This is a genomic window from Shewanella sp. c952, assembly GCF_019654975.1.
In the GTDB taxonomy this organism is placed as follows: domain Bacteria; phylum Pseudomonadota; class Gammaproteobacteria; order Enterobacterales; family Shewanellaceae; genus Shewanella.
Window position 1 is genome coordinate 365,324 of sequence record NZ_BPEW01000001.1, and the last position, 13,307, is coordinate 378,630.

The 13,307-nt window shown below is 44.4% G+C and carries 9 protein-coding genes; 6 read left to right on the plus strand and 3 right to left on the minus strand.

Going from position 1 to position 13,307, the window contains the following annotated elements; genetic code table 11:
• The first annotated feature begins 222 nt into the window (after nucleotides 1–222).
• Both pepB and K5R16_RS01500 read left to right on the plus strand, forming a co-directional pair.
• Entirely contained in the window at nucleotides 223–1,500 is a 1,278-nt protein-coding gene (gene pepB, locus K5R16_RS01495; protein ID WP_220735769.1) for an aminopeptidase PepB, read from the plus strand.
• 226 nt (nucleotides 1,501–1,726) lie between these two features.
• The gene (locus tag K5R16_RS01500) at nucleotides 1,727–2,632 is read left to right on the plus strand and encodes a winged helix-turn-helix domain-containing protein (RefSeq protein ID WP_220735770.1); all 906 of its coding nucleotides are present in this window, start codon (nucleotides 1,727–1,729) and stop codon (nucleotides 2,630–2,632) included.
• Between the two features lie 488 nt (nucleotides 2,633–3,120).
• On the opposite strand, the gene K5R16_RS01505 is transcribed toward K5R16_RS01500, so the two are convergent.
• A complete protein-coding gene (locus K5R16_RS01505) occupies nucleotides 3,121–3,432 on the minus strand; it encodes a hypothetical protein (RefSeq protein WP_220735771.1) in 312 nt (103 codons plus the stop codon).
• Between the two features lie 75 nt (nucleotides 3,433–3,507).
• Nucleotides 3,508–4,053, minus strand: coding sequence for an RNA 2',3'-cyclic phosphodiesterase (gene thpR / locus K5R16_RS01510; protein ID WP_220735772.1), 546 nt, complete (start codon nucleotides 4,051–4,053; stop codon nucleotides 3,508–3,510).
• A 132-nt stretch (nucleotides 4,054–4,185) separates the two neighbouring features.
• Between thpR and hrpB the strand changes: the two genes are divergently transcribed.
• Nucleotides 4,186–6,696 (plus strand): ATP-dependent helicase HrpB, encoded by a 2,511-nt coding sequence (gene hrpB / locus K5R16_RS01515; RefSeq protein ID WP_220735855.1) that lies wholly within the window; start codon nucleotides 4,186–4,188, stop codon nucleotides 6,694–6,696.
• Between the two features lie 25 nt (nucleotides 6,697–6,721).
• Nucleotides 6,722–9,088 carry a penicillin-binding protein 1B gene (mrcB, locus tag K5R16_RS01520; protein ID WP_220735773.1) on the plus strand — a complete coding sequence of 789 codons (2,367 nt, stop codon included), beginning with the start codon at nucleotides 6,722–6,724 and terminating at the stop codon, nucleotides 9,086–9,088.
• Nucleotides 9,089–9,145: 57 nt separating this feature from the next.
• Here mrcB and K5R16_RS01525 read toward each other — a convergent pair whose 3' ends face one another.
• Nucleotides 9,146–9,898 carry a hypothetical protein gene (locus K5R16_RS01525; RefSeq protein WP_220735774.1) on the minus strand — a complete coding sequence of 251 codons (753 nt, stop codon included), beginning with the start codon at nucleotides 9,896–9,898 and terminating at the stop codon, nucleotides 9,146–9,148.
• Between the two features lie 344 nt (nucleotides 9,899–10,242).
• Here K5R16_RS01525 and K5R16_RS01530 point away from each other — a divergent pair, with 344 nt between their 5' ends.
• Nucleotides 10,243–11,145 (plus strand): LysR family transcriptional regulator, encoded by a 903-nt coding sequence (locus K5R16_RS01530; RefSeq protein ID WP_220735775.1) that lies wholly within the window; start codon nucleotides 10,243–10,245, stop codon nucleotides 11,143–11,145.
• A gap of 149 nt (nucleotides 11,146–11,294) precedes the next feature.
• Entirely contained in the window at nucleotides 11,295–13,169 is a 1,875-nt protein-coding gene (locus K5R16_RS01535) for an alkyl sulfatase dimerization domain-containing protein (RefSeq protein WP_220735776.1), read from the plus strand.
• Nucleotides 13,170–13,307: the final 138 nt, after the last annotated feature.

Below are 13,307 nucleotides of genomic sequence, written 5' to 3' on the forward strand. Positions count from 1 at the left end.
TACTACCAAGTTAAAACTGATTTGGCGTTAGGTTAACAGAGTTCATATGTAGGGTATGAGAAATATTCATTGGGGTTAGTTTAGTTTTGACTCGCTTGTACTCTAGAATAACCTCAGAAAATACTGGCTTTAGAAATCAATAACAATCCAGTAAACTCAGCTAAAAATAATAAGCGAGTCGAGGGCACCACTGCTTATCGATTCATATTTTAAGGACCGAAAATGACGGATTTAATGCAAGTTACCCTCACTCAAGATGCACCTGCTGCACATTGGGGCAAAGCCAATGTTACTTTCCAAAATGATGTGGCCTCAATCCATATCAAAGCAGGTGATACTCAGCGCCAAGTTCAACAGGCAGCAAGAAAACTGCAAAGTCAGGGTGTGAGCGCAGTTGCTCTGCAGGGAAAGTTATGGACTGTTGATTCTCAGTGGGCCTTTGCTCAAGGTTTCGCTACCGCGAGAACAGAGCCACAAATTCACTGGGCAGGCGATGAGGAGACAAAGACACTACTGGCTAACCGTCTAGAGAGTGCCAGTTTTGCTCGCAAGTTAATTAACGAAACGCCTGAAAATCTTTCACCAATGGTATTAGCAACGCAAGCGGCGAAGTGGCTGAGCGATATTGGTGGTGACAAAGTTAGCTACCGCATTATTGAAGGTGAAGCATTACTAGAACACCAATGGATAGGTATTCATGCCGTTGGTCGAGGCAGTGAGCGTCCGCCTGCATTACTAGAAGTTGATTTTAATCCATTGGCCGCAGATGCTGACGTCGCGGTAGCGCTTGTTGGTAAAGGGATTACTTTTGATTCTGGTGGTTACAGCATTAAAGGCTCAGAAGGCATGTTAGGTATGAAGTGCGATATGGGCGGTGCAGCTACCGTTACCGCTGCACTTGGACTCGCAATAAAGTCAGGCTTAAATAAGCGCGTTAAGCTATTTTTGTGCTGTGCGGAGAACTTGATCAGTGGCCACGCATACAAGTTGGGCGATATTCTTACTTACAAAAACGGTGTCACTGTTGAAGTGGTAAACACTGATGCCGAAGGGCGCTTGGTATTGGCAGATGGTCTGCAAGCAGCATCTGAAACTGGCGCACCGTTAATTATCGATGCGGCGACGCTAACGGGCGCAGCTGTAATGGCTGTAGGCACTAATTACAATGCTATCTTCTCGCCAAAAGCGGAAGTACTGGCGTTGGCCCAACAAAAAGCGATTGCAGCAGGTGAGCGAGTATGGCCGTTGCCACTAGACCCTTGGCATATGGATAACTGTCCAAGCCCATACGCAGATACGGCTAATAGTCGAGCGATGAAAGGTGGCGGCGCAGGCGGCGCATCAAATGCAGCGGGTTTCCTATGGCGTTTTGTTGCACCTGAAGCTAACTGGTTGCATATTGATTTAGCATCAGCATTCTCCGACTCGGGCGATGCTCTATGGGCTGCGGGTGCAACCACTCATGGTGTACTGACTATTGCAGGCTTATTAGAAGATTAAAGTAGTAAAAGCTAAACTAAAGCCACCTTTAACAAGGTGGCTTTTTAGTATTTATAACACCCAGTGTAAGCCCTTTCAAAAATGATCCTCTTTAGTTTCAGTATTGAAGCGATATTCTGTTGAATTTTATTCGCAGCGAAACCCATTGTGCTGAAAACAGCCTTTGCCAAACCTTTTTTATTGTTGCAGTATTGTTAACTAGTGCTTAAGTATTGGTTTGTCGTCCATGAAATTGAGTTTTAGTGAATTTACCATCGATAATGAAGCTGCGGAGCTACAGGTTAATGGCAATGTTTTTGCTTTAGATGAGCGCAACATTGCACTTATCCAACTGCTTGCTAATCATTATCCTGAACACTGCTCAAAGCAGGATTGTTTAGATAATATTTGGGTTGGCACCGTAGTGTCTGACATGTCTTTGTCCAAGCTGGTGTCTGATACACGTAAAGTGTTTAGCAAGGCTGGATATTCCGGGCCCCTTATTCAAACGGTTCATGGCCGAGGTTACCGGTTAGAGCATACGCTTGGAAAACAGCTGTCAAAGGCACAACCTGCGGCCAAACCTACTAGCACGCCACAAGATCAATCGCCCTCAGCAGCTCCGTTTGTTGAGCGTCGTAAACGTCCAACACCCATTTCTTGGTGGGAAGTTTTTGCTAAGGTGTTGGTTGCACTACTTTTAGTGCTCGGTTTATTATTTCAGTTTTGGCAAGGTAATGATCATCAACATGAGGCAACGGACACAACGCGCGATCTTAATTATAGTGAACCCAAGGCAGCGCTAGGTAGAGTATTGTGGGTGGACGATCATCCTGAAAATAATTTACTTGAGAAGGCTTATTTGGAGTCCAAAAACGTTGGCGTTTATACCACCGTTACCTCAGAAGAAGCGCTTATGCTGCTATCCATGTATAACTATCAAGCGATCATTTCTGATATGGGACGCCATGGAGATTCATTGGCGGGACTGAAATTGTTACAGGCGGTTCGTGCGGCAGGTTACGACACCGACTTTTATCTTTACACCTATGTTGATTCCCCTGGTGTCAGTGATGCTATTTTTAAAAGTGGCGGTCAAGCTGTTGTTATCGATAGTGATACATTGTATCAGTTGGTATTAGCTCACTTTTAGACTCCTTTAGTTGACTTTGTGGCACTGTTTTATGAGTGCCGTAACGTGCATGCTGTTAATTATTGTTCTCTACTAACAAACCCACCATCAATACAAGCCATAGTCATTAACTATCAAATGTTTGAGCTTCAATTCAGACTCTTGAATTTAACTCAAAACAATAAATATGGAAAAAAGTCATTAATCTATATAGTTGATATTAATGATTTTAATCTCAATTCATAATCTTTCAAACAAATTCAAATTATCTCAATGGGCAATTAGCATTGCCTATGGTATCTATATGTTTAACAAGTGATTAAAGCTTTAGCGCAAAACCTTCCTTGATAGTTTCGTACGCCAAAAGTGATGGTGTATCAGATTTAGCAGTATTAATAGTTCTTCGATTAGCCACCTATGATTAGGTGGCCTTTTTTTGTGTCGAAATTGGCTTAACTGCGGTTGAATTGGCTTTAATTGAGTTAACGATAAAAATGCATTGAAGCTGCCTAATCAGAAAAGCCATCTTGGATAAATAGGTGTTTAGTTTGATTAAAGTTTGCTTCGCTACAGTTTACAAAATCAATAGCATACTGCGCATTGTCTAAGCGAAATTTCTCTATTTTTGCTATCTCATATTCATTCATCACGATATTCATCGCTTCTTGTGTCCACTCAGGCTCACCTTTACCAATTACAACTTCAGGCGGATCGTAGTGAGTCACCATCCAGTTTTGTAGTTCTTCTGCTGTGATTTTTCCCTGTTTCCAAGAGGATAAAAGCTCGGTTAGCTGTACTTTGGTAATATCTGATGTCGTCATAATGGCTTCCTATTGGCGCTAATGCGGCATAGCTTAGCTTAATTTTACAAAGCTCAACAGTGGGTTTGGGCGCGATTATGTCAATTGCCATGAGTGCAATATCGGGTATTCAACGCCATCTTTACCGGCAAACGATTCAAAGAGGTGTAACGCACTAGGTTTTATAGTCAGTGTGGTATAACAAATACCGTCCACTGCAGCCTTGGCTTTTCTTGAAAGGGTAATATGCGGGTTATAGTGGTATTCGCTTTGATGTAGCTTGAGTTTCTGCGCAATCGTTTGACTATCGGTTGCCATCGATAACAGGTTTGGGTCAGACGCCGTACCTTTAAAGCAGAGAATTTTTGGCTTTTTCCAGTGTTCAATGCAATCTAAATCGACAGTGAAACGCGGTTTACTCATGGCATCGATATTGTTGATGAGCGCATCGATAGTCTCATTGCTAGCGTAGCCTAAAAATGCCAATGTCATGTGTAAGTTTTGACTAGGTACCAGCCTAACATTTGCAGGAAGCTGCAGCTGAATGGCTTCAATTTGCTTAGTTTGTTCAGTGGTGAGTGAGAAGCCAAGGAAAACCCGCTTTCCCGTCGCAGTGCTTATGTTGCGTGTGCTGTTAGTCATCAATCGGTACCACAATAAAGATAAACACCTTTGAGAGTTTAGCCTGTTAGCGCTTTTAGAGTACACTGCTTGGCAAACATTACTTTAGTATGGTGCGTTATACGCCACCATAACGAGCCTTACTACAAAACAATGCCAGTAACTTCATTACCCATTCACAGCTTATTAGAGCCTATTCGCAGTGCTTTTAATCAAGCGAATCAAGTGATACTTGAGGCGCCTACCGGAGCTGGAAAGTCGACCGCATTACCCTTGGCTATGTTGGATTGGGATGAGATCGACGGCAAGATCTTAATGCTTGAACCCCGACGAGTAGCAGCCCGAAATGTGGCCCAGTTTATTGCAAGGCAACGCGGCTGTTCTTTGGGGGCTGAGGTTGGCTATCGGGTTAGAGGGGAGTCAAAGGTTAGCGGCGATACCCGCCTTGAGATTGTGACAGAGGGCGTGCTGACGCGGATGATCCAAAGCGATCCTGAATTGACGGGTATTGCATTGGTTATATTCGATGAGATCCATGAGCGCCATCTAACCACAGATTTGGGGTTAGCACTGGCATTAGAGATCCAAGCTAGCTTTCGTGAAGATCTGAAACTGCTTGCGATGTCAGCCACTTTATCAGGCTTACCTTTAAGCGAATTGATGCCTGATGCGCTCACCCTCAGTAGTGAAGGACGTAGCTTCCCAGTTGAGCAAGGTTACCGAGCTGCTCCCACGCAATCATTGTGGCTCGATCATATGGCTAAAGTGATTATCGATGCGTTAAATAACCAACAACAAGGTTCGCTGTTAGCTTTTCTTCCCGGACAAGGGGAGATAAGGCGGCTACAAACTCTACTTACACCGCGTTTAGATCCACACTCATTTGTTATCTGCCCGCTATACGGCAGTTTGCCGGCTAAGGCACAGGATCAAGCTATTGCGCCGTCAGCAACAGGCATTCGTAAAGTGGTGCTCGCGACCAACGTCGCCGAGTCTAGTTTGACGATTGAGGGAATAACGCAGGTTATTGATTCAGGTTACAAACGCCAAGCAAGCTTTAATCCAAGAACGGGAGCGACGCGGCTATCACTTAAGCGGATAAGTCAGGCCTCTGCAGCTCAGCGTAGTGGGCGAGCGGGGCGACTCATGGCGGGCTTTAGCACTCGATTGTGGAGCCAGGAGGAGCATGGGCGATTGATAAAGGCTGATGAGCCAGAGGTTATGCATACCGACTTGATTTCGATGGTGTTAGATGGTGTGTACTGGGGGGTTAAATCTCTCGATGAGTTGCCTATGCTAACCCAACCGTCAAAAGCCAATGAAGAGGTTAGCTGGCAGTTACTTCGGTCGCTTGAAATGGTTGATGATAAACGGGTGATTACCGCTCACGGTCGAGCAGCTTATGAGTTAGGTTGTCAGCCACGTATTGCGCATATGCTGCTTAAAGCGCAGCGTTTATCAAAGCAAGAGGGTGATAATAATCTAGTGATGCTTGCTGCTATTCTGGCTGGCACTTTAGAGGCTAGAGGCCGCAGTCGTAAAGGCAGTGATATCAGCCATTATTTCCAAGAAGCATTAACGTCGGAGCCTGCCAAGCAAGTTCGTCAGTGGCTTAATAGCTTAGGTGTTCGCAGTTGTTCGTCGCAAACTCTATCAATGGTCGCAAGGCAGGCTGCTAGCGATGACATTGCCATGCTGTTAGCTTTTGCCTATCCCGATCGCATTGCCAAACAGCGCGGAGCAAGCGGCTATCAGTTAGCTGGTGGAACGGGCGTCGAGTTAGCTAATGATGATAGCTTGTCGGGGCAACCTTGGTTAGTGGTTGCTGACTTTCAAGAGAGTGAAGGGCGAAGTAATGGCAAAGTCTATCTCGCTGCCACACTCAATGAACAATTATTTACAGATCAACTCGCTGGCTTAGTGGATACTATTGAGTATTGTGGTTGGGATGACACTAAAGGGCGATTTTTCGCCGAGCTACGCCGTAACGTTGGTCAAATATCCCTCAGTAAAATCCCAGTTAAACAGTTAGACAAAAAGCTGATTAAAAATGCGATTGTAGAGCAGGTCATGCTCAATGGCTTAGGATTACTGAAATTTGATGAACGCACAGAGCAGTTGCGCTATCGGGTGGCGATTGCCACTGACCTCGATAAATCACATGATTGGCCAAGCTTAGATGATGCAAGCTTAATTGCACTGTTAGATGATTGGCTTAAGCCCTATCTGGATGATGTGCGCAGTTTGGCACAATTACAGCAATTAGATTGTTATACTCTGCTGCTTAATTTAATGCCTTGGGCTACCCAGCAACACCTAGACCGAATATTGCCAATTAAATGGCTCATGGCCACCGGAACACATGCCAAGATTGAGTATGATGCACAAAAGCGTGGACGTTTAAGCGTAAGGTTGCAAGAAGCCTTTGGTATGCAGCAGAGTCCCCAATTAGCTGGTGGTAAGTTAGTGCTTACTATGGCGCTGCTGTCGCCAGCTAGACGACCTTTGGCATTAACGGCCGATTTAGCGAGTTTTTGGCAAGGTCCATATGACCATGTAAAGAAAGAGATGAAAGGGCGTTACCCAAAACATCTATGGCCTGATGACCCGGCAAATACACAACCCACCAAATTTACTAAAAAGAAGACCTTTAGCTCACAATAGTGTTGAGCTAGGCAGCGGAACCGTAATGACTGATAAAGCGACACCAAAAACTAAGAAAACCACCAAGCGCCCAGCGGTAAAAAGAGTCTCAGCAGGCAAAGGTGGTAAAAAACGAACCACCAAGAAATCACCGAGTAAATCGGGTTTGGGCCGTAAAATTTGGTCTATAACTTGGAAGCTTGGCGTTATTGCTGCGGTTATCGTTGCCGCTTATGGTATCTATTTGGATCAAATCATAGCGCGCAAGTTTGAAGGGCAAAAATGGCATTTACCTGCGCAAGTGTTTAGCCGTTCTATGGCATTATATCCTGGGGCTGCTGTTAGCCACGGGCAGTTGATGTCTGAGCTAAAACTACTGGGCTATCGTAAAGTGGCTAATCCACGTCAGGTAGGGGAGTTTTCTGCTTCAAAAACAAAAATTGATTTGTGGCGTCGACCTTTTCTACATCCTAAAGGTGACCAAACCGAACAAAGAGTGATGATCACTTTTGACTCGAACGGCATAAGCTCTGTGGCAAGAAGTAGCGACCAACGCCAACTCGCGGTATTTCATCTAGAACCGGTATTACTCGACAGAATTATTACTGGAGATGGCGAAGATAGATTATTTGTGGCAGCCGATAAGATGCCACAAGCGATAATTGATGCGCTTATCTTGGTTGAAGATCGCAGTTTCTACGAGCATCACGGGGTTAACCCTTTTGCTATCTTGCGTGCGGCCATGGTCAATATCAGTGCGGGTCGGACAGTGCAGGGCGGCTCAACCTTGACCCAACAGCTTGCCAAGAATTTCTTCCTTTCAAGTGAGCGTTCACTGACGCGTAAGCTGCGTGAAGCCTTAATGGCGATTATTATCGATTTTCGTTATGAGAAGAATGAAATTCTTGAAGCTTATCTAAATGAAGTCTACATGGGGCAAGACAAGGCGCGTGGCGTCCATGGCATGGGGCTAGCCTCACAGTTTTATTTTGGTCGACCAATAGGCGAGTTAACCCTGCCGCAGCAAGCATTCTTAGTGGCGGTGATTAAAGGTCCCTCCTATTACAACCCTTGGCGTTATGAAGAACGAGCACAAAAGCGTCGTGATTTAGTGCTTAGGTTACTGATGGAGGCTGGAGAGCTGAATGTGGCTCAATATGAAGCTGCAGTTGAATCACCATTAGGATTAAGAAAATCCGATAAACCAGTACACCAAAAACTGCCGGCATTTTTTGCAGTGGTTAAGCGCGAATTGTCGACTCGATATGGCGAGGCGCTGTTACAACAATCAGGCATTAAGGTCTATACCACACTTGACCCTATGGCGCAGGAGGCTGCTGAGAAAGCGGTGAAACAGACCCTTAAACAGCTCGGTAAGAATGATGAATCCTTGCAAGTCGGCATGGTGCTGACCGATAAGTATTCAGCGGGTATTGCGGCCATGGTCGGTGATAAGGTACCTAGCTATCAGGGCTTTAATCGAGCGGTTGAGATCAGACGACCTATTGGCTCGCTCATTAAACCGTTTGTATATGCCACTGCGCTCAATCAACCGAAAAAGTACACCTTAGCAACGCCTTTAAAGGACGAGCCTATTACCCTTAAAAATGGCCAAGGTAAAACGTGGTCACCGCAAAACGTTGATCGAAAATTTCGCGGCCAAGTGCCGCTATTAACTGCGTTTAAAAAGTCGATGAACGTGCCGACCGTAAACTTGGGTATGGCAATTGGTGTCAGTAGTGTGGCCACTACCTTAGATAAAGCGGGCTGGAAAGATAAGATCCCAGAGTATCCATCAATGTTGCTGGGGGCTGTTAATGGCTCGCCACTCATGGTGGCACAGGTGTTCCAGACCGTTGCAGATAATGGTCGTTATCGCCACTTAAACTCGGTCACCACAGTGCTAGATGAGGATAATCAACCGCTAGTTGCCTCTAAACGGACTGCGACACAAGCGATTCCGGTGGCAAGTAATTATCTGGTCAAGTATGCCATGACGCAAGTGGTCGACAGTGGCACAGCTAAACGTTTGGGCAATGCTTTCCCACGAGCAACACTAGCGGGCAAAACTGGCACCAGTAACGACTCAAGAGATTCGTGGTTTGCAGGTTTTGATGAGCGAAACGTAGCCGCTATCTGGGTTGGCCGTGATGATAATGGTAAAACAGGTCTCTATGGTAGTAGTGGCGCGATGGCAGTTTATCAAGCGTTCTTAAACAATCGTCCACCGCTGAGCCTGCGTATGGCACCTGTCGATGGCACGGTGCAAGGTTATTTTGATCGAAATAGTGGCGCTGCCAAACAAGCTGACTGTGGCAATGTGGTCAAGGTTCCTGCTTTAAGGGAAAGCTATCAGCCGGTTGCTAATTGTGGTGAGCCGCTGCCGTGGTGGAAAAAGCTGATTGGGGGCTAGATCATTAACAGCAGCTTTCTCCTTTGCCTTAAAGGAGTAAGCTGCTGTTGCTTAATACTAGATCCAACTTTGTTCAATAGCGGTTGAAAAAGCGGCAGAGAAATTAGATAAAATAGCGCTATGCCCTGTAGTAAACGCTTTAAATGATGCGTCAGCAGGCTCTGTTTGGTCGCTGCTTGTTACACTCACCATTAGTACCGGGAATAACACTGTACTGGCGCTATTCACTAAATCTTGTGCTTCAGTTATTGAATATTGCTCATTGCTAACAGAGGCAGTAGATACATTGGTTAGCTTGGAGCTAGTCACTCGCTTTATAACTGCGGAATTCACTAATTTGGCTAGTGATTCATCAGCGTCATTGATAACATCGGCTGTTTCTATATCAGTGGGTTCCACCCAAGTGAATTCATAGCCATCATTAAATTGGTAGCTGCGGTTATTTTCAAATTGAATTCTGGCAGCTGTGTTGTCGACTGGCAGATGAAAAATAATACGACTAGCATCGGTACTTTTGGCGTAATCATTTTTCTGCGTCACATTATTGTAAGTATATTCAAATCTGACTTCTTTTTGGTTGCTGTCGCTGTTCAAAACGCTAATACATTTAACACTGATCTCCTTTGTTGCCGTACAGAGTTGAGTCACAATAGCTTCCGATAAGCCCAACTGCAGCGCATCATTTTTGAAGTTTTCATCAATTACGATTTCATCGTCATCGTCTGGATGTAATATATTGTCGACGTATTCACAGCCGATTAAATTCAAACATAGCAAACTTGCTAGCAGTATTTTAACTTTTCCATTCATGCCTTGAGTACTCTTTCTAACTGATTAATTCGGCGATAGCGACAATTTAGCATTGTTTTTCTTAGTATTAATAGTGATATTTACACTTATTGGATACGAAGGCCGAACTTGCGTTTTCGATAGCTGTTAGAGTTGAGAGAGTTGAAGTTCCGCTAACCTAGATGCTATTAAGACAGTGTATTACGGCTGTAGGCAGAAACACTTATTGCTAGTTTTCTATGTCGAATTGAATAAGACTATATACTGTTGCTATAGGTCTTTTTTAAGTCTATTTTTAAGTTGCAATGACTCACTGCTAAGCTGAGACGTTAGCTTATTGTTAGCAGCAGAATAAAGAGGTGAAAATGGATTTAAATCTGTTGAAAACGTTTGATGCAGTGATGAACGCCCGTAGTGTCAATGTAGCAGCTGAAGTGCTAGGAATAACCTCTCCTGCGGTTAGCCAAGCGTTAAATCGGCTCAGAGAACAATATGGTGACCCACTATTTGTGAGGGCAGGGCGAGGAATACGGCCTACTAATTTTGCAGTAGAGCTTCATGCCGAAATACAGCAACCCTTGCTGCAGTTAGTTAACGGCACGCAATCTCGGCATCTTTTCAATCCTGAAACCAGTCAACGAAAATTCAGAGTATCTAGCCATAAAGATCTGGATCTAATGCTGATCCCAAGCCTAGTTAAGTATCGCCAAGAAAAAGCGCCCCATACTAAATTTATCGCCGACATCGAGCACGACAGTGAAGAGTCTAGACAAGATGATTTAAGGATGAGAAAAGTCGATATTATTATATCGACTGTGCAATTCGAAGAGCATGGTTATCATAACCAGTTACTTTTCAAACAAGATCTCGTTGTGGCGCTAAGCCGTGAGCATCCAAGAATTCAGGGGGGAATTAGTGAGGATGCTTTTTTTGCTGAGGAACACATTCTTTGGCAAACAAAAAGAATGGACCGCTATACCCTCAACTCAGTATCGGCTAAGCATTTACCCTCAAGAAGAGTTGCTTATTCAACGGGCTCTGCGATGACAGGGCTTAACTTAGTGGCTGACACTGAATGGTTATGTGTGAGTTCACGTTGGCATGCTAACCAAGTTGCTGTGACTGGACGAATACAGGTGCTGGAGCTGCCATTTGAAACCCAACAAGTCCCGGTTTATATGACTTGGCACCATTCGCAACATAAGGATGCTGGCCATCAATGGTTAAGGGAAGCGGTAGTTAACACAAGCTCCGCTTTATATCGCTAGTATTAATTAGTTTCGTTTATGGTTTAATGATAAGTAATACTTAATAGTTGTTTAAGTTTTGCTCTATCGATACTGTGGCAATTAGTTATTAATATCTCTCTCATCAACGGGCCAAATGGTTGAGTCCGTCACTTTGAGAGAGTATCACTATGTTTAAATCTAACGTCATCGCAACATCAATTTGTGCAGTACTTTTAGCTTCTGCAACAACGAGTGCATTTGCTGCCAATACCGACTTAGTTCGCAGCGCCGACCCGTCTTTTTTCACGAACGCGAAAGTGCAGAGCCATTTGGCGAAAGTGGTTTGGCAAGATGAAGCGCACAATAAAGCTTACACCGAAAGCTCTGACATGATCCCTGTGGCAATGACTGAGTTTGCTAAGCAAATGGCCCCTAAAATACAAGAGATTGCACCAGGTAAGCTCTATTCTATTTCTGGTTTTCAATTAGCATCAACGCTAGTTGCCGTAGGTGATGATGGTTTGATCATTGTTGATCCCGGTGAAAATGATACCGCAGCTAAAGCCTCTATGGACGCTTTTAGTCAATTCTCTAAGTTACCTGTAAAAGCGGTTATCTATACCCATCGCCACCCTGATCACGCATTTGGCTCTGCAGGCTGGGGCGTGACAGAGGAGCAAGTGAAATCAGGTGAAGTTAAAATTATCGCTTCAGATAACTTTATTCCAAACCTTGTCAGTGATGTAGGGGTGACAGGAGCCATTCTGACTCAACGTACTGCTTATGCCAGTGTTTATCTACCAAAGGCACCGGCAGGGCGTCCTGCACAGTTTGGCCTTGGTCCAACCTTTACCGCTGGCCCAGTTTCATTCTTTATGCCAAATGTCTTAGTGAGTAATGATCAGCCGTTAAAGATCACTGTCTCGGGCATCGATATGGAGGTGTTTGGTGCATATGGTGATGCAGGTGATGATGAAATCGATATCTATTTCCCTCAATTCAAGCATGTTCATGGTAGCGAAACGATTCAAGGTGAAACGTTCCCTAATCTATACACACTGCGCGGGACTAAGTATCGCGATGTGCAAAAGTGGTATGAAGGGATAGATCATCTAATAAAGTATTCTGAAAAATCGAATACATACAGTGGTTCTCACATGCGAGCTTGGGTTGGTCACGATTTTATTAATCAACGCATAACTAATTATCGCGATGCAATTCAATATGTGCATGACCAGTCTGTTTACTACATTAATCGTGGTATTAAGCGTGATGAACTTGCTGAGAAGGTTATCTTGCCAGAGAACTTAGCCAATGATCCTTGGTTAGGTGAGTACTACGGTACTGTTGCTCATTCTGTGCGTAATATTTATAACGGTTACCTAGGTTGGTGGGAAGGTGATGCAACTAAACTTGCTCGTCCAGCTGTCAAAGATATGGCTCAAGATTACGTCGATGCCATGGGTGGTGAGGCTAACGTGATTAAGATGGCGCAAAAAGCCGTTGATACCGAAAACTATGGTTGGGCTGCTGAGATTTTAACTCATGTAAACAACGTCGACCCAGCAAATATGGATGCGCGTAACTTAAAGGCTGAAGCATTACGTGAGTGGGGTTACAAGCAAACTAATATTTACTGGAGAGGATTTGCTGTTGCAGATGCTGGAGAACTTGATGGCACGTTAGATCGCTCGGTTGCTTGGGATTTTGCAAATCCAGCCATTGTGAAAGTGCTGCCAACAACTAAGATTCTGGCCACACAGCGTGTGAACCTTAATGCTGAGCGTGCCAAAGGCCAAGAGTTATCTATCAATATTAAGGTGTCAGATACTGGCGAAGTGGCTAACTATACCGTACGAAATGAGATTGCTATATTCTCGCTAAAACAAGACCCTAATGCAGATGCTACATTAACAGGTAAGAAGCTAGAAATGTTGGGATACTTCACTACGGGAGATGCTAGCAAAGCTCAGGTAACGGGGGACAGCAAGTCAGTTGAAACCTTCTTTAGCTTATTTGACCACAACAAGGCAAATGATATTAATCTGGTTTTACCAAACTAATTAGTGTGTAAATAATGAAAAAGCGGCTCTCATTGAGCTGCTTTTTTGTTTGACGGTAAAGTCGCGGCTGAATTTTTTGGTCGCGGATATCCAATGGTTTGCGTCTTTTGCAACTCTATTGCGTCTTAAGAGGTAATT

Coding starts and splice junctions, on each gene's coding strand:
- thpR (WP_220735772.1), bottom strand. CDS start 4,053: ATGACTAACAGCACACGCAACATAAGCACTGCGACGGGAAAGCGGGTT.
- hrpB (WP_220735855.1), top strand. CDS start 4,186: ATGCCAGTAACTTCATTACCCATTCACAGCTTATTAGAGCCTATTCGC.
- mrcB (WP_220735773.1), top strand. CDS start 6,722: ATGACTGATAAAGCGACACCAAAAACTAAGAAAACCACCAAGCGCCCA.
- pepB (WP_220735769.1), top strand. CDS start 223: ATGACGGATTTAATGCAAGTTACCCTCACTCAAGATGCACCTGCTGCA.
- K5R16_RS01505 (WP_220735771.1), bottom strand. CDS start 3,432: ATGACGACATCAGATATTACCAAAGTACAGCTAACCGAGCTTTTATCC.
- K5R16_RS01530 (WP_220735775.1), top strand. CDS start 10,243: ATGGATTTAAATCTGTTGAAAACGTTTGATGCAGTGATGAACGCCCGT.
- K5R16_RS01535 (WP_220735776.1), top strand. CDS start 11,295: ATGTTTAAATCTAACGTCATCGCAACATCAATTTGTGCAGTACTTTTA.
- K5R16_RS01525 (WP_220735774.1), bottom strand. CDS start 9,898: ATGAATGGAAAAGTTAAAATACTGCTAGCAAGTTTGCTATGTTTGAAT.
- K5R16_RS01500 (WP_220735770.1), top strand. CDS start 1,727: ATGAAATTGAGTTTTAGTGAATTTACCATCGATAATGAAGCTGCGGAG.